The following is a 20,153-nucleotide window of genomic DNA, read 5'->3' on the forward strand; positions in this document are numbered from 1 at the left end:
TTTTTTAGGGTAACTAGGTCAGGTACTCCTATCTCCTTGCGCCAATTAATTTGATATACCTGAACATGTGTACACACTGCTCTATGCATAAGCATGGCCTGGGGTAAAAGGTGAAATATAGCTGATGTTGCTAAAGAACAATCAGTCGATGGAATCTGGAATATCGCTGCATCACGCTGTCATTATGATGTTAAAGGGTCACTGTGTTACTATTGTGAGGGCTATTAAGTGAGTAGCAAACGACCTTCTTGGTCTTTTGATGTAACATCTTATTGTTTTGCAATTGAACATGGAGTTGTTACCTTTGTGCGTTTTCAAATGTTGACTCCGAGTTAACCGTTTTTTAAACAAATTAATCCGCTTTTAAATTAAGTACCCATTTCATGACAGTAAGAGTTCTGATTTTTATCGCCCTAGCATTTACTTCCTTTTCATTGGCCGCTCAGGTGACTCCTCGTATTTCAAGTTCCTTAGATTCCAGTAAAGCGACCGGTTCGGGCAAGCCTAGATTGATCTTTCAGCTTGAACATGAAAGTGGTGGCGAATTGAAGATGAATGAACGTACTAAAGAGACACTGGCTGATTCTTATTACAATGGCATCAACTTTCGCATTGGTTTCCAGAGCCAGTATAAAGATTCGGTGCAGAGTGTGTACAATGAATTGTACCATTACCCCATCTATGGTATAGGTGTGTACAGCAGTACCTTTGGTCAGGAGCATCTTGGAGACCCCTTTGCAGTATATGGATTCGTAGCGATTCCGATCGCTCCAAAAGTAAATAGTAAATGGAATTTTAACTATCGCATTGCACTGGGTTTATCGGGTCGATTTAATCCTTATAATGAGGAAGAAAATCCATTGAACTTGATCATTGGAAGTAAAAATAATGTATATATCGATCTGGGGGTACAGGCCAATTATCGATTGAGCTCAAAATTTCAACTGGGTGCTGGACTTGCGTTCCATCACTTTAGCAATGGTGCATTGGCATTGCCCAATACAGGGATCAATTTGTTGCCCTTAAGCCTATCGGTTTCCTATAGTCCATCAAGCCAACCTTTTGATTTTAGAAAATCGGTGATCCGTCCAATGGATGATAAACAGGAGCTTCGCTTTAATTATGCTTTTGGATTTAAGCAGATCGACCGTGAAAATGATAAACAATATTTTAAATCAACACTCGGTGCTTACTACAGCAAACATCTTGGCTATAAGTGGCGCATCGGTGCAGGAATGGATGCTTTCTATTCCGCAAGCGGTCACGACCAAAAAGTGGCGGGAGACAAAACGGGTTCGTTTGGAGCATTGTTCTCGTATGGTCCTGCGTTTTATATCGATCATGTGCTCAACCCCAGATTATATTTAAATGGTAACGTGGGCGCTTATCTGCACCGCAACAAATTTAATGGGGAGAGCAGCCCGATCTACCTCAGGGCAGGGGTGCGGTACAAAGTGTATCGTGATATCTTTACGGGAGTTTCCATTAAAGCACATGCTGGAAAGGCTGATTTTATCGAGTGGACCATGGGGTATGGGCTTCAGTTAAAAAAGAAAAAAAACCAGTAATACGTATTGCTTAATGAAGATGAGTTCATATTCGTGAGTGGATCACTACATGAGGTGTACGGTCAATATGATCATCTGATATATGAAGACATTTAGAATGAATAGGACAGCTTTTAAAGCAGATTCCAGAATATCATGATGATGGAACATATCTTTAAGGAGGATTTCAGAGATTTTCAGACAGCTCTGAATTAAGATGAAGTCAGATCTATTTTAGTTGGTGGGTGTACCGTTATTTTGCATGGTTATTTTCGTACAACTGATGATAAAGAAGGTGCCCTCTTATGGACTGCCCCCAAAATATTGGACAAATTTAGTTAATTAGATTTGTAATAATGAGCTCGATATTCTGTCGGGCTCATTCCATTTAAATTTAGTTTTATCCGTTGATTATTGTAATAGGAGATATAATCTTCTATTTCGCTTTTTAACTTCTCTGTTGATTCGTATTGTTTTAGATAAAACAGTTCTGATTTTAAAATTCCGAAGAAATTTTCAATTACGGCATTATCAAGGCAATTTCCTTTTCTGGACATGCTTTGAGTGATTCCGTTTTCTTTGAGCCACTGTTGATATTTAGGCATTTGGTATTGCCAGCCCTGATCAGAATGTAAAAGCAGTTGTGATGCCCCCCTTGCTTTGGGCAGTGCCTTTTTGAGCATATCCATTACCCCTTTAAAGACCGGCCTGTCAGTAATTTCATAACTTATAACTTCCTGATTAAACAGATCAATTATTGGGGAGAGATACAGCTTTTTTTCCTTGACTTTGAACTCAGTAATATCCGTGGCCCATTTTTGCAAAGGCCCCTCAGCCTGGAATTTCCTGTTGAGGATATTGGGAGCGATCTTGCCCAGTTCACCCCGGTATGACCTGTATTTCTTTATCCTGATCAGACTCTTCAAACCCATTTCCCTCATTAATCTAAGAATGGTCTTATGATTCATATCCACTCCATCCCGTTTGAGCTGCAGGGTAATGCGGCGATAGCCAAAGCGGCCCTTATGTACATGGTAAACTTTGTTGATTTGCGCTTTCACCTGTTCGTATTTATCTGCTTGTCCCTCCTTCTTGGAATGATAATAGAAAGTACTTCTTGCCATTTTAACGCAACTCAGCAGGATATCAAGATCAAATTGATGCCTTAGCTCCATTATGGCTTTCGCTTGTTTTCGGCTTGAGCTAAGGCGCTGAGCTTTTTTAGCAGGGCATTTTCTGCACGTAAATACTCATTCTCCTGCAAAAGTTCCTCTTCACGCGTGAGCGCTTTATTCGTTTTTCTAACTTTTCGCTTGATCTGCGGATTTGCTTTCTTTGTCATCAAGGGTCTCCCTTTTGGCCGTGCCTCCAATCCTTCTGGACCAAACTTGTCCAGCCTTTTCTGCCATTCAATGATATGGGCATCCGAGGAAAGGTCAAAGCGTACACGGGCTTCTTTCAAAGATAAACTTTCTTCTCGGATTGCAGTAAGGACAGAAAGCTTAAAAGAAGCACTAAAGTGTCTTTTCCCTTTCCTGGGAAGTAGCCCCGATTCCCCCTGATACTTATATATTTTGTACCACGTCTCAAACAAAGAATACGTAATCCCGAATTCTTCTCCCAAAGACTTTGCAGAACGATAATGCTCATCCATTTGTCTAACACAGCTCAACTTAAATTCAAAACTGTGCTTGTTTTTCTTATTCATAAAAATGCCCCCAGAAAGTGTCTAACTTTTTGGGGGCACTGCATTATGGCGCACCTTCTTTATCTAAAATAATAGCGCAGTTAAAATGGGGTTATTTTTAAAGGGCTAAACTTGCGTGTTATTATTTTAGAAGTTCTGTTAAAGCTTGATCTAGACTTGCACCACGCATATTATGTTTAATAATTCGACCTTCTGAATCGATCAAAAGTGCATAAGGTATACCTTGTATATCATAGCTTTTGGCAATTTGACTATCGAAACCTTCCCGTGCATTATACTGATTCCAGGTCATATGCTCTTCGGCCATAGCCTTGGTCCAGTCTTTTTCCTTCTCATCCAAGGAGATGCTGACAATATCAAAACCCTTATCTTTCCATTCGTTGTAGGTATGTCTTAAGTGTGGAATTTCTCCGCGACATGGACCGCACCACGATGCCCAGAATTCTAATAAGATGTACTTCTTGTCTTTTGGAAAAATAGAGAGCAACTGTACAGGGTTGCCAGCTTGATCAACCAACGGACCGTCTATGATTTTGGCCCCTATCGCTGTTGCTCTAGCTTTGGAGATCATTTCTTTTAAATCGTTGTACGCTTTTTTGCCATTCCAATGTGGATCAAAAATAGTCAGCAGCTCGTCCATTTGAAGGTTAGAAAGTGTCTCTTCTCCGTAACCCATGATCATGTAAGTCGCTTCATCTAAGGAAACCCGTTCTTGAGGATTGTTTTTAATAAAGTTCCATTTGCGTTCAAAAATTTGTTTTTTAAGTGGATCTATTGCTTTCAAAATAGCGATTCCTCTTTCGGTATTGAACTGTTCTTTTTGAGAAGGACCATAGTATTCGGTCATATAAGCCTGATCGAGAACGTTGATCTCCTTCCTTTCTTTTTGGTTCATGTTGGTCAATTGGTCTGCCATGCTTTGTGCATGTGAACCTTCAACAATAGGCTTGACCTGAGGTAGATTGGGTCTATAATAATAGGAAGGTAAACTGTCGATGTAGCCCGTAAGGCGGATATGGCCTTTGTCCAAATAGAATGTACTGGCCTTCCAGGTGGACTCTTCTGCCGTCGCCGATGGTGCAATCGTCATCCTGATCAATTCAGCCTCCGGAATGTCGCCTGTGATCTGGAACTGATTATTTTTAATAACAGCAGTCCCGATGATTCTCTGATCACTGCCTCCCAATAATTTGACAATTTGACCGTTGGCTTTTTCGCCTTTCATATTTCCGGATAGCGAAAATGGTTTTTGCGCAGTGGAAATAAGGGTGATGCTGCTCAACGCAATGGTGAATAGGATTTTTTTCATTTTTAAAGTGTATAGATAGATGTATCGTTTTATGTGTGCTTATTTATAAAGGATTTTGCGTCAAGAGTGCATTTCCGGCTAATGCCGCTTGAGGAAATGGCAACACCAATTGTGATTCGGCTTTGATCGTGCTTTTGATGGCATTTAAACCGATGTTTTTTGCTTTATAGTACCGTACATAGTCAAACCAGTCTTCTCCATTTTCAGCAAAAAGTTCCAGCACTTTATGGTCAAATATGCTGCGTAATAAGGTCTCACTGGGCAGTTGCGCGACATAATTCATGGGGTAGCCCGCTCGAGAAGCCATTTTTTGGAAACTTTCACGGGCTGCGCTGTCGTGGCCATTGCGGGCGGCAGCTTCGGCATGGATAAAATAGATTTCACCTAGGCGCAAAATCATCTGCGTATTGTGCTTTCCTGTACCATTGGAAGCATACGGATATTTTCCGTTGCCCAGTGCTCCAGCCGATGCGGGATTAAACATCATGTAAAAACGGGGGTCGTATCCTGCTCCGGTAGCGAGATTGCCGTCTGATGCGCCAGCTAGGAGACCATCTGCCATGCGTTTGGTATAATCACTATAGGTTGTTCTGGCGACCTGATCTGATGCTGTTTCCATGGGCCCTGAGGTATAGGTGGCAAAAAGTACTTCAGCAGATTCATAACCCTGTATAAATATATTGCTGAAGTCATCTTCAAGCATATATCCCTTGTTGTCCGCATCTTCGATGACTTCTTGTGCTATCTGTTCTGCTAGTGCATATTTTCCCATGTGCAACAGGACTTTCGCTTTGATGGCTTTAGCAGTCATTTGGGTAACATAATAGTGAAACTCCTGTTGTGCGGGCGCATGAGCAATCGCAAAATCTAAATCTTGTAAGATAAAATCATAACTAGCCTGTACATTGGCGCGAGCTGCAGTTTCAGTACCCTGAAAGGGTTGGTCTCGCAGTACGATCCCATAGTTGGACTGCAGATCAAAGAAGTACCCAAAGTGGCGTAATAACTGGAAGTGTGCTAATGCCCGCTGGATTTTACATTCAGCGATGATTTCGAGGACACGTTGCTCCGGTGTCCCTTTAGCATCGCCCCTTTCCATCAACATGATGAGATTATTGGCGCTATTGATCGTCAGATAACTCCCCTGATAGAGATTGGAAAGGGCTACATTGCTCGCTTGTATGCTGTTGGTGATAAATTCCTGACCACCGGTCAATCCGCCTCCTTTGCTGGCTGTGGTTCCAGAAAGAATGGACATGTAGGGTCTGAAAGAAGATACATTAAAGGTCCGCCAGCTCTTGTAGACTCCACGGAGCACGGATTCGGCAGATTCGGTATTGTACACCACATTATCGGTTTCCATTTTATAATAGGGCTTGATATCATCGATGTCTCCTACCATACTGCATGCACTCATGCTGAGTGTAGCGGCTATATAAATTCCTAAATATTTAATTTTCATATCTTTATAATTTAAAAATTGGCTTTAATACCCATGGAAAATGTTTTGGACATGGGGTAGGCATCATTGCTGGAGGTGCCTGTAATAAGGGAACTACCTACAAATTCGGGATCTAAACCGGGCCATTTTGTGCTGATCCAAAGGTTGGAGGCTGATGCAAAAACGGTTAACTGATTGATCTTCCACCTCTGGATCACCGCTTTGGGTATCGTGTAGCTTAAATTGATGTTTTTTAACCGTAAGAACGATGTTTCGTATACCAGTCGATCTGAGGTTCGCGAGTTGGAAGCCGGATCATAATACGTTATTTTGGCAAAATGTGCATCTGGATTTGTTGGAGACCACATATCGGTATAGATTTCTTGGTTTAAACTTTGACCCAATAATCCAAACAGACTGTTTTGATAGTCATCCATAATGGCTTTAGCACCTTTTGAATATTGGAATACAAAGGACAAGTTTAGATTTTTATAGCGGATACGATTGTAAAAGCCTCCAAAGTATTTGGGTTGGGCAGTTGCTATTACAGTACGGTCATCGGTATTGATGACTCCATCGCCATTGAGATCTTTGTATTTATAGTCACCGATGCCAGTGGCCGAGTTCTGATAGTAACCGGTCGGAGATTGGCTATTCAAAGCATCGATCTCTTCTTGATTGTTGAATATATGGTCTACTAAATATCCTTTTCGTGTACCTGCAGGATAGCCTTCCAAGTAAGAATCTACGGAATAGGGGCTGATATTGGCGCCGTGCAATTTTTCGATTTTATTCTTATTGCGAGCGATATTAAACGATAGGTTCCACGTAAAATCTTGTTTCTTCAGGAGGTCATAAGCCAATTCCAGTTCAAAACCGGTATTGCTCATGTCGATGATATTGGCATAGTAGGTACTTGAGCCTGCTTCAAGAGGTACTGGTGCTGGAGCCAATGCTCCGGTTGTATACCGATCATAGACATCAAAGCTACCTGTAAAACGGTTATTGAATAGGGAGAAATCGAGTCCGGCATTGTACTCCCGGGTTTTTTCCCATTTTACATCGCGATTGGGCAGGTTTGGATCGAGTACAATCGCTGGTTTTTCTCCCCAAAGATCATTTGAGCCCCGAACAAAAAATTGGCGGTATAAGAAATTACTGATATTGGTAGAGCCTGTATTACCCCAGCTCAGGCGCAATTTTAGATCATTGACAGCCGTTGCCGATTGCATAAACTGCTCCTTGTTGATGCGCCAGCCCACAGAAAGGGAAGGGAAGTATGCCCGTTTATTTCCAGGTCCAAATTTGGATGACTCATCGGTCCGGAAATTGGCTTCTGCCAGATAGCGTTCTTGGTAATTATAGCTCAAGCGGCTGTAGATGGAATTCAGTCCTTGTTCTGTACGGTAATACGTGAAATAGGTATCACGAGCCGCGGAACCGGGGTCGGTCAGGATCTCATTGTCCGGAAATTCTTCATACGTATGTGCATCGCCACTATTTTTATAGCGGTCAAATCCCATACCTGCCATTGCATAGAGGTGATGATCGTCTTTTTTCCAGTCATAATCGAACCTAAAATTGAGACTGGTATTGCTGTTGTTGGAGGTATTGGTGTTGAGGTTGGCGTACAGATTCAGACCATAAGCGGAAAAGTCATCCTGAGAATAAGTCGGGGAGAAGATACTTGCTCCGCCCTGATATGCAGCAACACTAATGTCACCGTGAAATTTGAAATTTTTGAAGATTTTATACTCCGTGTAGGCCGATCCCAAGAACTGATGGATATGATTGATTCCCCTATTGTGCAGCTGCGCCAAGGGATTGGCCAAAAGGACCGGTCCGCCATAGATGAGCGATCCATCAATAGCAGTAAACCGGCCGGCGGCGTCGTAAGCAGGTACGTCAGGTCTGACCAGCCATGGTTTAGTCAGGCCGTCGGCAAATAATTGCTGTCCATATTTCAAGGTGCTGTAGGAATAGCTCAATGAAGCTCCGACCGTCAACTTACTGCTGATATCACTATCAAAGGCAAGTCGTCCGTTGTAGCGCTTTAGTCCATTGTTGATATATAATCCTTCTTGGTCAAAGGCATTGAAATTAAAAGCCAAATTACTATTTTCAGATCCTCCGTTTAAAGAAAGGTTAAACTGGGAAGTGCGGGCATCGCTATTGCGGATCAATTTGGTCCAGTCGGTATTGCCTGTATAAAAAGCATCATCACGGAGGCCATCAAAACGATACATCAGGGGTGTGCCAAAACCATCATCTTCCAAAGGAGTTACATGTCCCATGATTTCAATAGCTGGTATCTGATTATAAAAAGCATCGTAGGGATCTATTTGCCCTTTATTGATACCATCAATGGTATTTTGGATAATGATTTTCTGGGCATCTTTAAATTGATCAACCGACAACGGCTTGTATATCTTCGTTGGGTTGCTGATGGAATGGGTATAATCGGCAGATATGCTTAATGGTTTGTTCTTTTTTCCTCTATTTGTTTTGACAATAACGACACCATTAGCCCCTCGGGAGCCGTAGATAGCAGTTGCGGCCGCATCTTTTAAGATATCGATGCTTTCTATTGCCGAAATGGGGATATTAACAAGGGGATTGATCGTTGGAAATTCGCTCGAAGATTCAATAAAAAAAGGTACGCCATCGATCACATAGAGCGGTTCGTTGGAGCTCCCGGATAAAGGCGATGTAATTCCTCTGATATTCAACTTCGCGGTTGCTCCTGGAGCACCTGAGTTCTGAGTCACCATCACGCCCTTTGCTGCACCACCCAATATGGATTCAAAAGTTGCTGCATTATTGCTGAAATCAGCAAGCTGTTCCTGTTTGATCGAGGATACTGAGCTGGTGATGTCTTTCTGTGTTTTCGTTCCGTAACCAATGATGACCACCTGGTCCAACTGCGAATCCGCTATAGTCATGGTCATCTTCTGATGCACGCTAGCTTGGTCCAGGGTAATCAATGATGCCGTCGTCAGATAACCGATATAACTATAGGAGAGCTGGTAGGTACCATAGGGTAAATCGGCAAAGGTAAAATTTCCATCCGCATCCGATACCGAGAGTAAATCGAGACCTTTTCCAACAATTTTTATGGTCACACCACTCATCGGAGCGTGGGTGTTGGATTGTGTGATATTTCCGCGAACAGCTCCCAATTGCTGATCTTTTGATTTGATGATCACGGTCTTACCTTGGATTTGAATGTCCAAAGGTTGCGTTTCAAAAATTTCTTTTACGATATCTTTGAAACCGACGCCATAGCGGTTGATGGTGACGGGTGCTGTATTTTTTAAGATTTCGTCAGCATATAAAAAGCGGTATGCACTCTGCTTTTCGAGTTGCTGAATAATCGATTTTAAACTGCTCTGCTGTGCCTGAATCGTGATTTTTTGACCATAGCTTGCAACGGAAAACTGCGAAAATAGGGCAGTAAGCAGCAATAACGTAAGATAACATCTTACATGGTTGAAGTAATTGTTTTTCATAAGGTTAGCGTTATATTATTTTGCTTTTACATAGATGGTTTGCTGCTCGATAACAAATTTTATTTTATCGGTCATCTCCAATAGATTTAAGACCTGATCGATTTCCTGATGTTTTGAAATGCTTCCAGTAAAGCGGATTTGTGCGAGTTCCCGATTTTCAAATACGACCTCTGCTTGATACCAGCGTGCAATTTTCTGCATGATGCTTCCTAATGGTTGGCTTTGGAAGATAAACAGATTATCTTTCCATGCAGTATTAGAGGCTATCGCTGCGCTGGAAATATGAATTTTTTCACCGTCAAATAGGGACTGCTCTCCTGGTTTAAGGATGATATGTTGCTGACCGGATGTCACTTGGACCTTCCCTTCAAGCAGGGTGGTCGTAATATTTTTATCGTTGCGGTATGCTTCAATATTGAATTTTGTCCCCAAGACTTTGACTTCCTGTTCTTTAGACTGTACAATAAAGGGCTTACTTGAATTTTTTGCAATCTCAAAATACCCCTCACCGATCATTTTAATCCGACGTTCATGTCCATTAAATTGTGAAGGGAACTCGAGCTCGGATTCTGAGTTGACCAAAACGATAGAACTGTCTGCCAATACAATGCGGTATTGGCCGCCACGTGGCACGATGAGTTTATTTGTAAGAGGTGTTGCCTTGCTGGTTGGGTCGATGGCATAGGATATCGTTCCATCTGCCAACTTTTTGATGAGAATCCCATTTGATTCGATAGTCTCTCCAATGATAAGTTGGGTAAGGTCTAAGGAATCTTTTTGCCCCAACACGAGTGTAGCGCGGTTTCCTCCAGGTTTGATCATGGATGTTTCTACTATCAGTTGCTTCCTTTGATTTTGGGAGATCAGATATATCATGGTGCTAAAAGACAAAAGACCGATCAGGATCGCAGCATAGCGCAAATAAGTAGTTTTTTTCTTTTTGATCGGGTTCAGCTGTTTCCATGACCGTTCCTTGGCCGATTCAAATTCTTCGACGGTCAACGTATGTTTATAATCTAACGCGTTGTACCATGCTTCGACAGCCTTTTTTTCAGCTGCTGTACAAATGCCCTCACGGTAACGGTTTAATAAATCGTTTATTTCTTGATCGTTCATGTTTGGTACTTAGGTCTTTTATATACATGACAAGACAAAAGGGGGTAGGGAGTAGATGAAAATCAAAAAAATGTGAAAAGAACGTAATTTATTTTTTTCTTCAAGATTTTGAGCGCATTGGCCACTTGCTTTTTTACCGTCAATTCTGAGATCGCCAATAAGTCTGCAATCTCCTTATGGGAGAGCTCCTGATTTCTGCTCAATAGATAGATCTGTTTCATTTTAAGCGGAAGCGCATCGATCTCCTGTTGAATAATCTGTTCCAGCTCATTTTTATGAATGGTACGATCTGTTGTTTCTTCAAATTGTCCTTTGAAATATTGAAAAAGCTCCTCCCGTTCATCCTGCTTTTTGGTTTTGATATAAAAATTGATCACACTGTTGCGCAGGGAAGCAAATAGGAAGTTGATCACCTGACCCTCGATATTAATCTGGTCACGCTTGGTCCAGATATTCATAAAAAGATCTTGGGTAAGATCTTGGGCGTCTTCTTTGGATTTTACTTTACGAAGAGCCTGTGAAAGGAGTATATAGTATAGGCGGTCATAGAGGTGTTGAAATGCAGTAGCATTTCCAAGCTTAACAAGCTCGAAAAGTTGCTCATCGCTACAGTTCTGGTATTCCGTCAGGTGCATCAACAAATATAATATTAATTTGTATTACATAATGTAGTCTGTTGCGAAGTACAGAATCATTGTTATAAAAATGTAAAGTATTGTAATAATACACCCTCTGAATGTGTGTTTAAAACCTGTTAATGTGGTTTTTTGACAAAATCTTGATGTAGATCAAGATTTTAATCCTATTTAAAAGCGTACGTTTGTTTTAAAAAAGATCATGGTATTGAAAAAATATATGCTATTACTGGCCGCAATGTGCGTGCTTTCTTTTGCTGAAGCCCATAGTCCGGTGCCTGCAGATTCGCTCCGTGCAACAGAGAAAAAAGATCGTTCTGCATATTTGATGGTCAGTCAGCAGTTGACTTTATCTGCGGCGAATGATTTGAGCGCCTTAGTGAGGGCAAAAGCATTGGAGTTGGGCAAACAGGTTTCTGTTGCTGTAGTAGATGTGAATGGTCAGGTTATACTGATCAATAGAGGAGATGGTGTAGGGCCTCATAATTCGGAGGCATCTAGACGGAAGGCTTACACAGCTCTGTCGACCAAAACTGCAACATTGATTTTGGCTAAAAATGCGAAAGCAAATCCGGCAACAGAAAATTTAGCGCATCTTCCGGAATTATTGCTGCTAGGTGGTGGTGTGCCGTTATATTATCAAGGAAATGTTATTGGTGCAATCGGGGTATCGGGTGGCGGAGGTCCAGAAAATGACGATCTGATCGCTCGAGCTGCTCAATTGCTGGAATTTGAGCTTGTTGCCAAGTAGGAATATGTACAAAATGAAATAAATTTTACTCTAAAAAATAATAGCTATGAAAAAAATAATTTTAGCCGCTTTACTGTATCTTACTTGCAGTGCAGCTTTCGTTCAGGCACAGACCTATCAATTGTCAAGCCATATTCTGGATATCTCGACGGGTCTTCCTGCTCCCGAGGTGCCTGTTAAACTGCAGAAGTGGAATGAAAAAGATGATACCTGGACAGTAGTAGATCAAAAAATTACGGATGAAAATGGACGTATTAAAGATTTTTTGGAACAAAAAAATGCGGCAAAAGGAGTTTATAAACTGACCTTTTTAGTTGCCGATTATTTTAAAAGTAAACAGGTAACCAGTTTTTATCCCTTTATAGAAGTGGTTTTTGAAATCAAAGATAATAAGCATTATCATGTGCCGATTACTTTATCTCCTTTTGGATATTCCACCTACAGAGGAAATTAAAAACTGTCCCCTAAAAAGGCAATCATAAAAAAAGAGCATCTTGAATAAGATGCTCTTTTTTTATGTGGAGACTACTGGGTTCGAACCAGTGACCCCTACCTTGTCGAGGTAGTGCTCTAAACCAGCTGAGCTAAGCCTCCATTGCGTATGAACTGGTGCAAATAAAACAATTTTTTTAGAAATAAAGAAACAGTTGAGATAAAAAAGATTAGTGGATTATAATACGATGTGGTTAAGTAGTTGTAGGGTAAGTGGTTATGGAGTTATTAGGTTGGTAGGTTAAGAAGTTAGTAGGTTAGTAGGTTAAGAAGTTAGTAGGTTAAGAAGTTAGTAGGTTAAGAAGTTAGTAGGTTAAGAAGTTAGTAGGTCACTCGGTTACTCACATATTTCGTCACTAAATTTTAAAGTATTTTATTTATTTTTGATGTAACGATCTGCCTGCTAGATCTGTAATGGATTGTGTGCTATGGGCACTTAGCCGTTTTGAAACATGATCAGGCACAGGATTGTTGAATACCTTTAAAACCAATTCAAATGAGCTTGGTGATACCTTATCGTGTTCATCTATACCATTAAACACATGATCGCTATGAAAGATACAGAACTACCCCAAGATATAAAATGGTTCAATGCAGTGGTCTTGGTGATCATGGCATGGGTTACTTTAGTTGCCATTGAGCCTTGGACAGCCTGGCAAATGGATCCCCAGTCGCATGGCTATGGGTGGAATAGATTTAGCTATTTTACGATCCAGAGTAATATGATCGCTACAGCAACGTATGTCATTGCGGCGGTTGCTATATTAAGAAAAAAACAGCTCGGCGAATGGTTTAGGTATCTCCGCGCAGCAGCTGTCCTGTACATGATCGTTACGGGAGTTGTATTTGCCGTATTACTGCGCGATACAGCGGTAGATACCGATCCAAACCATTTCAATTGGAGTAATTTTATCTTACATGAATTTGGACCTTTCTTTATTACGGTCTGGTGGTTATTATGGCCCTCGAAAAAGCCAATAACAGCTGCCAATTCATTTTATTTGTTGATTTTCCCTTTGATCTGGGTGATCTATACATTTGTCCGTGCGGCAATTACAGGTTGGTATCCTTACCCTTTTCTTGATCCAGATGTGTCAGGAGGTATTGCCGGAGTCAGTTGTTACGTATTGGCGATTACCATTTTCTTCTTATTCCTCTGTCAGCTACTTGCTTGGATCAGCTGCGCTCGGGAGAATAATAATACGCTTTATTAAAATCCTATCATGATCGAATAAACGGCTTTATAAAATTTATGTATTTTTGTATCTTGTTTAGAGGTTAAAAAGGTGAGAAGGTTAAGAGGTTAGAAAGTTAAAAGGTTAAGAGGTTAGAAAGTTAAAAGGTGAGAAGGTTAAGAGGTTAGAAAGTTAAAAGGTGAGAAGGTTAAGAGGTTAGAAAGTTAAAAGGTTAAGAGGTTAGAAAGTTAAAAGGTGAGAAGGTTAAGAGGTTAGAAAGTTAAAAGGTGAGGGTTAGAAGGCACTGCGTTACTAATAACTGCGTTACTCATTACAGCGTTACTAAAAAAAAGGAATTTGGAAATATTACTTGTTGAAGATGAACCATCTGTTATATCGTTGATCCAGCGGGGACTCAAAGGGGAAAACCATGTGATCAGTGTCGCCATGGACGGATATACGGGTTTAAAAATGGCGGGTCTCCATCCCTATGACTTGATTATTCTAGATGTCATGCTACCGGGTATGAATGGTTTGGAAATCTGCAGAAATATCCGCAAAACAAATCAAGATGTACCTATCCTTATTTTAAGTGCCCTAAATCAGACGGAGGATATTGTTGAGGCCTTTAATCGGGATGCGGATGATTACCTGACAAAACCTTTTAAGCTGGATGAACTTCGAGCGCGCATCAATCGGCAATCTCGAAAAGCGAGGCAACAAACGATGACAGGCAATACCATCACGATCGATAATCTGGTGATGGACCGAGATAGTAAAAATGTGCAACGTGGAGGTAAATCGGTTATCCTGACGGCTACCGAATACCGACTGCTGGAGTATCTGATGGTCAATAAAAATAAAATTCTTTCTCGTGTCGATATACTCGAAGAAGTATGGGGTATAGACTTCAATATGAGCACCAATGTCGTTGACGTCTATGTCAACTACCTCCGTAAGAAAATTGATTACACGACTGAGAAAAAACTCATTCATACCGTTATTGGAATGGGCTATATCCTAAGAAATGAAAATTAGAACCAAGGTCATAGCACTTTTTTCGGCCATTTCGGTCATTTATATTGTATCTTTTGCTCTATATGTATCTTATTTTACAAAGGATAGCTTACAAACGAAGTTCTACCATCGTCTGGAAGAAAATGCCACTATCGTCGGTAATCATATCGTTCAAAATGATGCCTATAACAACAAAGTTTATTATGAAGTCACCCGTAAATACCTGCGTCAGCTTGCGGAAGGAAAGGATTACCTATTACGTATCGTAAAGGGACATACAGATCTTCGCTATAAACCTGATCTTCCTTTGCCCGACTCCTTCTATGAAGAGGCTATAATAAAAGGAAAAGCACAGTTTTTGCATCAAAAAACATCCTATGTAGGGATGTATTTTATCGATTCCTTACATCAAGAAAATCTATTGGTGATTTCTGAAGGTATCGATGAATATGGACACGATGAACAAAGGATGCTGGATCATACCTTAATGACAGGTGGACTATTTGCGATTATATTGGTTTCCTTACTTTCCTTTTATTTTGCTAATCGGTTATTGGCGCCTATTAAAGCGATTAATAAAGAATTGACTCAGGTCGATATCTCTCATCTGGACAAGCGGGTCAAGAATACTTTTTCGGAGGATGAAGATGAAATCGGTGTCCTAATTGCCAATTTTAATGCGATGATGAGGCGTTTGGATATCTCGGTCAAATCGCAACAGAGCTTTATTGGCAATGCTTCCCATTCCCTGCGCACACCACTCACCATTATCGGTGGAGAAGCCGAATTGGCCCTCCAACTTCTGGATAAAAACCATGAGGCTTATTATTCAGTAGATGCTATTGTCAAACATGCCACAAAGATGAACTTGATCATCAATAACCTCCTGCTCTTATCGAGGAGCGGATTTGATGGTAAAATCGAAAACAAACAGTTAGTTCGAATCGATGAGTTGTTGTACGATGTACAAAAAAGCGAAAAAAGCATGAATCCAGACTGTGAAATCTTTTTGGATTTTTCTCATATTCCTGAAGATAGCAGTGAGATGAATATCTTCGTCAACCTGGATCTATTTTATATTGCCTTTAGTAATATTGTTTCCAATGCCTGTAAATATGGGAACAATAAAACGGTGACTATTTCTTTGGTCTGTCATTTGAATCTTGTAGTTGTCAAAATTTCGGATCATGGCATCGGTATTCCCCTGAACGATCAACCGCATATTTTTGATTCTTTTTATCGGGCATCCAATGTCGGGGCGATCTATGGAAACGGGTTGGGATTAGTGCTTGCCAAGCATATTTTTGAATTACATCAGTCCATCCTCTCGGTATCTTCGATTGAAAATAAAGGTACATCCGTGAGTGTCTATATTCCAAAATAATATTTTCTAATCTCGCTCTAATTTCATTCTTATCACATTATTATCTCTTTGTGATATACTTGTGTCAAATGTGTTGGAAGATGAATCGATCATGTTATGCGGCTGCTTAGGCACGCTGTATCGCCATTCGGATTTCAGCTCCATTCAAAGACAAGTATATTCGAATGAAAAAAGTAACATCCATTGCCGCATCTTTATTTTTAATAGCCTGCATACCACAAAGGGTAGCAGCGCAAGAAAAAGCTGTTGATACCCCACCTCAAATCGATTCGTTATATCAATCGCAGCCGCCGACGTCGAATCTTTTTCACCTGGATGTGCTGTTGCGTGCGGGATTAAATGTCGAATCAATGGGGGCTAGTGAAGCGACCAATAAGATCAATCTGGATGAAGCACGGATCTTACTCCGCGGGGATTATAATGACCAGTTGTCGTACCGTGTTCGATTCCGCCTCAACCGTTCTTTTGCTCCAACGAGTCAGGACAATGCCTCTCGTGCACTGGACATGGCTTATCTCAAATATAAATTTGGGAAGGATCATAAATGGGCGATAACAGCAGGAAAGCAAAGTGCATTCGTCGGAAGTTACGAATTTGAGAATAACCCCATTTACGAATTTAAGTTTACCGATTATGTAGACCGCATCCTGAATCTTTTTGTGGTAGGAGCAACGTTGTCTTATGAGCTTAATCCGGATCACTCCCTTAACCTTCAGGTCTATAATACCATCAACGATAGTTTTGCAGATCTACATAGCAAAAATGGATATACCCTTGGGGATTTAAAAGCTTCGAGTACACCTATTGGTGCTTATGCGACGTGGATCGGGTCGTTTTGGGATAAAAAGATCAGTACTAAATGGTCCTATAATATCTCCCAGCTGGCTGAACATAAAACGAATCATGGTATTTCTTTGGCCAATAAACTAAAAACAGATCGCGATATGCTCTATGTGGATTTGCAATACAGTTATCTGGCGGTAGACTATGCTCTGATTGCTTCGGCAGCGATGAATGATTTTTATGCCAGAACAAACAGCGATCGTGTATTGGCACAGGATGTTACCTATAAATCGATGGTTGCGCGCTATGATCGTATGCTGAGCGATAAGTGGGAATTAGCCCTAAAAGGGGCATATGAAACTGCGGGGATGACGAAAGATACCGATATCGATCGGGATTTTCGTCGCAACTTGACCTACTTTGCAGCTTTACAGCATAAACCGTTTAAGAAACAAGATCTCCGTTTTTATCTGGGCTATGTCGGCAATACCGTCTCTTTTGACAGTCAGTTTAATCTTCCGAAACAACAATTTAATCGGCTGGCACTGGGAACTTATTTTACTATTCCAGCACTATAATTAATCGTTTTTTAACACAGCGTAAATACGCTTTTGGAGGTACTTTTTCCTGCCGTGCAGCCCCAGGTAAGGGGATAGCTGAACAGGCTACAATTTGTCCCTATCCATGACCTTTTATTAAAAAAGCATTGAATTTAAATAGATCATTATGCGTTTAACACCGAGAGAAACAGAGAAGCTATTGCTTCACTTGGCAGGAGAACTTGCTGCCAAGAGATTAAAAAGAGGGGTAAAATTAAACTATCCAGAGTGTATCGCTTACATCAGCGGACAGATTATGGAAGAGGCTCGTGATGGAAAGTCTGTAGCATCATTGATGCAATACGGAACAACCTTATTGAAGCGTTCCCAGGTCATGGAGGGGGTTCCTGAAATGATTCACGATGTGCAAATTGAAGTCACCTTCCCAGATGGAACCAAGTTGGTCACCATTCATAACCCAATCCGTTAATTTAAACAACTATACGATATGGTACCAGGAGAATACATCATCAAAAAAGGAGAACTGAAAGCAAATGTAGGTTATAGAACGGCTAGTGTTACCGTTAAAAATGAAGGCGACCGTCCGATTCAGGTGGGATCGCATTATCATTTTTTTGAAGTGAATAAGATGCTGTCTTTTGATCGGGAAGCGAGTTTTGGAATGCGTTTGAATATTCCGGCGAGTACAGCGGTACGTTTTGAACCAGGAGAACAGAAGAAAGTTATTTTGGTTGAAATGGGCGGAAACAAGGAAATTCATGGATTTAATGGTTTGACCAATGGTAAGTATACCGACGAAAAGGTGAAAAAAGCAGCATTGGAAAAGGCAAAACAACAGCAATTTAAAAGCACGAAATAATTATGGCAGGATGGAATAGAAGAGAGTGGATTAAAGTGGTCGGGCTGGGTACATTGGGTACCGCTACGATGGGACTTGACGCTCTGGGTTTAGATAAATTAGGTTTAGACAAATCATCGGTAAAATATATAGATGGGGAACTGTATATCCCTCGAGATAAATATGCAGCGCTATTTGGACCGACGACAGGAGATAAAGTTCGTCTCGCCGATACCGAGCTTTTTATCGAAATCGAAAAAGACTTTGGGGTCTATGGGGAGGAAAATAAATTTGGTGGTGGAAAAACCATTCGTGATGGGATGGGGCAGTCTGCTCGTGCCATGCGTGATGAAGAGGTCCTGGATTTCTGTATCACCAATGTCATCATCATTGACCATTGGGGTATTGTAAAAGGTGATATTGGTATTAAAGATGGTAAGATTGTCGGTATTGGTAAAGCAGGTAACCCCGACGTGCAGGACGGTATTACGAAAGGCATGGTGATCGGTGGATCTACAGAGGTACATGGTGGTGCAGGATATATCCTGACGGCTGGAGGTATTGATACCCATATTCACTTTATATCACCACAGCAAGTAGAAACGGCACTTTACAGTGGTGTGACGACTTTTATCGGTGGTGGGACAGGTCCGGCAGATGGTACCAATGCGACCACTGTAACTTCAGGTAAATGGTTTATGGAGCGTATGTTTGAGGCTTTTGAAAATTTGCCGATTAACGTCGGTTTTTTTGGGAAAGGCAATGTCTCTACCACAGGACCGATCGAGGAGCAAATCGAAGCAGGGGCATTGGGGGTCAAAATCCACGAAGATTGGGGCGCAACTCCGGCGACCATCGATGCTGCACTTCGGGTGGCGGACAAATACGATGTACAGGTGGCGATCCACACGGATACGTTAAACGAAGCGGGATTCTTAGAAGATACCGTAGCGGCAATTGATGGCCGTGTGATCCACACCTTCCACACCGAAGGGGCTGGTGGTGGCCATGCTCCGGACATCATCAAGATCGCCATGTATCCAAATATCTTGCCTGCATCGACCAATCCGACTAAGCCATTTACGGTCAATACGGTAGAAGAGCATCTGGATATGTTGATGGTATGCCATCACTTGGATAAGAATGTAAAAGAAGATGTGGCTTTTGCAGATTCAAGAATCCGTCCGCAGAGTATCGCTGCTGAAGATATTTTGCAGGATATGGGTGTATTCTCCATTATGAGTTCGGATAGTCAAGCGATGGGCCGTGTAGGTGAAGTGATCTCCCGTACATTCCAGACTGCCCATAAGATGAAGATCCAACGGGGACCTTTGGCGGAGGATAAATCAAACAATAATGACAACTTCAGGGTGAAGCGCTATATTTCAAAATATACCATCAATCCGGCCAAAGCACATGGTATAGATCAATATATCGGTTCGATCGAGCCTGGCAAAATTGCCGATTTAATTTTATGGAAACCGGCCATGTTTGGTGTTAAACCAGAAATGATCATCAAAGGGGGTATGATCGTAGGAGCAAAAATGGGGGATATCAATGCCTCTATTCCTACTCCACAGCCGATTATCTATCGTCCTATGTTTGGTAATTATGGCAAAGCTTTGCAGCGGATCTGTTTCAATTTTGTTTCAAAAATCTCCCTTGAAAATGGGAATATCAAAAAATTGAACTTATCGCGCGTAAGTTTACCGGTGCAGGGCTGTCGTACTGTTCGCAAGAAAGATATGGTGCACAATGATGCAACACCCCATATTGAAGTAAATCCAGAGACGTATGAGGTATCGGTAGATGGTGTATTGGCCGTTTGTGATCCTTTGAAAGAAGTGCCGATGGCACAACGTTTTTTCTTGTTCTAAACTATTGGGGT

At 41.3% G+C, this 20,153-nt stretch carries 14 protein-coding genes, 1 tRNA gene and 2 pseudogenes; 10 read left to right on the forward strand and 7 right to left on the reverse strand.

What is annotated here, in order from left to right; genetic code table 11:
• The first annotated feature begins 383 nt into the window (after window positions 1–383).
• The gene (locus MUB18_RS06385; protein WP_248755343.1) at window positions 384–1,568 is read left to right on the forward strand and encodes an acyloxyacyl hydrolase; all 1,185 of its coding nucleotides are present in this window, start codon (window positions 384–386) and stop codon (window positions 1,566–1,568) included.
• Between the two features lie 317 nt (window positions 1,569–1,885).
• Here MUB18_RS06385 and MUB18_RS21945 read toward each other — a convergent pair.
• The 6 genes and pseudogenes from MUB18_RS21945 to MUB18_RS06420 form a co-directional block, all read right to left on the reverse strand.
• Window positions 1,886–3,255 (reverse strand): annotated as a pseudogene (locus MUB18_RS21945) (IS3 family transposase).
• A 121-nt stretch (window positions 3,256–3,376) separates the two neighbouring features.
• The gene (locus MUB18_RS06400; protein ID WP_248755344.1) at window positions 3,377–4,564 is read right to left on the reverse strand and encodes a TlpA disulfide reductase family protein; all 1,188 of its coding nucleotides are present in this window, start codon (window positions 4,562–4,564) and stop codon (window positions 3,377–3,379) included.
• A gap of 43 nt (window positions 4,565–4,607) precedes the next feature.
• Window positions 4,608–6,026: a RagB/SusD family nutrient uptake outer membrane protein gene (locus MUB18_RS06405; RefSeq protein ID WP_248755345.1), complete on the reverse strand. Its 1,419-nt coding sequence runs from the start codon at window positions 6,024–6,026 to the stop codon at window positions 4,608–4,610.
• An 11-nt stretch (window positions 6,027–6,037) separates the two neighbouring features.
• Entirely contained in the window at window positions 6,038–9,514 is a 3,477-nt protein-coding gene (locus tag MUB18_RS06410) for a SusC/RagA family TonB-linked outer membrane protein (RefSeq protein WP_248755346.1), read from the reverse strand.
• A gap of 15 nt (window positions 9,515–9,529) precedes the next feature.
• On the reverse strand, window positions 9,530–10,630 hold the full coding sequence (locus MUB18_RS06415) for a FecR family protein (RefSeq protein WP_248755347.1): 1,101 nt from the start codon (window positions 10,628–10,630) through the stop codon (window positions 9,530–9,532).
• 62 nt (window positions 10,631–10,692) lie between these two features.
• The gene (locus MUB18_RS06420; protein WP_248755348.1) at window positions 10,693–11,265 is read right to left on the reverse strand and encodes an RNA polymerase sigma factor; all 573 of its coding nucleotides are present in this window, start codon (window positions 11,263–11,265) and stop codon (window positions 10,693–10,695) included.
• Between the two features lie 202 nt (window positions 11,266–11,467).
• Here MUB18_RS06420 and MUB18_RS06425 point away from each other — a divergent pair, with 202 nt between their 5' ends.
• Entirely contained in the window at window positions 11,468–12,016 is a 549-nt protein-coding gene (locus tag MUB18_RS06425; RefSeq protein ID WP_248755349.1) for a heme-binding protein, read from the forward strand.
• A gap of 46 nt (window positions 12,017–12,062) precedes the next feature.
• Complete coding sequence (uraH, locus tag MUB18_RS06430; RefSeq protein ID WP_248755350.1) at window positions 12,063–12,470, forward strand: hydroxyisourate hydrolase; 408 nt, start codon at window positions 12,063–12,065, stop codon at window positions 12,468–12,470.
• A 65-nt stretch (window positions 12,471–12,535) separates the two neighbouring features.
• Here uraH and MUB18_RS06435 read toward each other — a convergent pair.
• Window positions 12,536–12,610 (reverse strand) — tRNA-Val (locus tag MUB18_RS06435).
• A 449-nt stretch (window positions 12,611–13,059) separates the two neighbouring features.
• Between MUB18_RS06435 and MUB18_RS06440 the strand changes: the two genes are divergently transcribed.
• The 7 genes and pseudogenes from MUB18_RS06440 to ureC all read left to right on the forward strand — a co-directional run bounded on the left by MUB18_RS06440 (window position 13,060) and on the right by ureC (window position 20,142).
• On the forward strand, window positions 13,060–13,722 hold the full coding sequence (locus MUB18_RS06440; RefSeq protein ID WP_248755351.1) for a Pr6Pr family membrane protein: 663 nt from the start codon (window positions 13,060–13,062) through the stop codon (window positions 13,720–13,722).
• 318 nt (window positions 13,723–14,040) lie between these two features.
• Window positions 14,041–14,721, forward strand: a complete 681-nt coding sequence (locus tag MUB18_RS06445; protein ID WP_248755352.1) for a response regulator transcription factor — start codon at window positions 14,041–14,043, stop codon at window positions 14,719–14,721.
• A complete protein-coding gene (locus MUB18_RS06450; RefSeq protein WP_248755353.1) occupies window positions 14,711–16,084 on the forward strand; it encodes a sensor histidine kinase in 1,374 nt (457 codons plus the stop codon). Before MUB18_RS06445 ends, MUB18_RS06450 begins: the two co-directional genes overlap by 11 nt.
• 164 nt (window positions 16,085–16,248) lie before the next feature.
• Window positions 16,249–17,445, forward strand: a complete 1,197-nt coding sequence (locus MUB18_RS06455; protein WP_248755354.1) for a porin — start codon at window positions 16,249–16,251, stop codon at window positions 17,443–17,445.
• Between the two features lie 148 nt (window positions 17,446–17,593).
• Window positions 17,594–17,896 (forward strand): urease subunit gamma, encoded by a 303-nt coding sequence (gene ureA / locus MUB18_RS06460; protein ID WP_108158013.1) that lies wholly within the window; start codon window positions 17,594–17,596, stop codon window positions 17,894–17,896.
• Between the two features lie 18 nt (window positions 17,897–17,914).
• A pseudogene (gene ureB, locus MUB18_RS06465) lies at window positions 17,915–18,211 on the forward strand (urease subunit beta); the annotation flags it as partial.
• A 77-nt stretch (window positions 18,212–18,288) separates the two neighbouring features.
• The gene (ureC, locus tag MUB18_RS06470; protein WP_248755355.1) at window positions 18,289–20,142 is read left to right on the forward strand and encodes an urease subunit alpha; all 1,854 of its coding nucleotides are present in this window, start codon (window positions 18,289–18,291) and stop codon (window positions 20,140–20,142) included.
• The last annotated feature ends 11 nt before the right edge of the window (window positions 20,143–20,153 follow it).

Source organism: Sphingobacterium sp. PCS056 (assembly GCF_023273895.1).
In the GTDB taxonomy this organism is placed as follows: Bacteria; Bacteroidota; Bacteroidia; order Sphingobacteriales; family Sphingobacteriaceae; genus Sphingobacterium.

Excerpts from the sequence above, each read along its gene's own strand:
- ureA (WP_108158013.1), top strand. The coding sequence starts at position 17,594 with ATGCGTTTAACACCGAGAGAAACAGAGAAGCTATTGCTTCACTTGGCA.
- MUB18_RS06425 (WP_248755349.1), top strand. The coding sequence starts at position 11,468 with ATGGTATTGAAAAAATATATGCTATTACTGGCCGCAATGTGCGTGCTT.
- ureC (WP_248755355.1), top strand. The coding sequence starts at position 18,289 with ATGGCAGGATGGAATAGAAGAGAGTGGATTAAAGTGGTCGGGCTGGGT.
- MUB18_RS06455 (WP_248755354.1), top strand. The coding sequence starts at position 16,249 with ATGAAAAAAGTAACATCCATTGCCGCATCTTTATTTTTAATAGCCTGC.
- MUB18_RS06405 (WP_248755345.1), bottom strand. The coding sequence starts at position 6,026 with ATGAAAATTAAATATTTAGGAATTTATATAGCCGCTACACTCAGCATG.
- MUB18_RS06415 (WP_248755347.1), bottom strand. The coding sequence starts at position 10,630 with ATGAACGATCAAGAAATAAACGATTTATTAAACCGTTACCGTGAGGGC.
- MUB18_RS06420 (WP_248755348.1), bottom strand. The coding sequence starts at position 11,265 with ATGCACCTGACGGAATACCAGAACTGTAGCGATGAGCAACTTTTCGAG.
- MUB18_RS06410 (WP_248755346.1), bottom strand. The coding sequence starts at position 9,514 with ATGAAAAACAATTACTTCAACCATGTAAGATGTTATCTTACGTTATTG.
- uraH (WP_248755350.1), top strand. The coding sequence starts at position 12,063 with ATGAAAAAAATAATTTTAGCCGCTTTACTGTATCTTACTTGCAGTGCA.
- MUB18_RS06385 (WP_248755343.1), top strand. The coding sequence starts at position 384 with ATGACAGTAAGAGTTCTGATTTTTATCGCCCTAGCATTTACTTCCTTT.
- MUB18_RS06400 (WP_248755344.1), bottom strand. The coding sequence starts at position 4,564 with ATGAAAAAAATCCTATTCACCATTGCGTTGAGCAGCATCACCCTTATT.
- MUB18_RS06440 (WP_248755351.1), top strand. The coding sequence starts at position 13,060 with ATGAAAGATACAGAACTACCCCAAGATATAAAATGGTTCAATGCAGTG.
- MUB18_RS06450 (WP_248755353.1), top strand. The coding sequence starts at position 14,711 with ATGAAAATTAGAACCAAGGTCATAGCACTTTTTTCGGCCATTTCGGTC.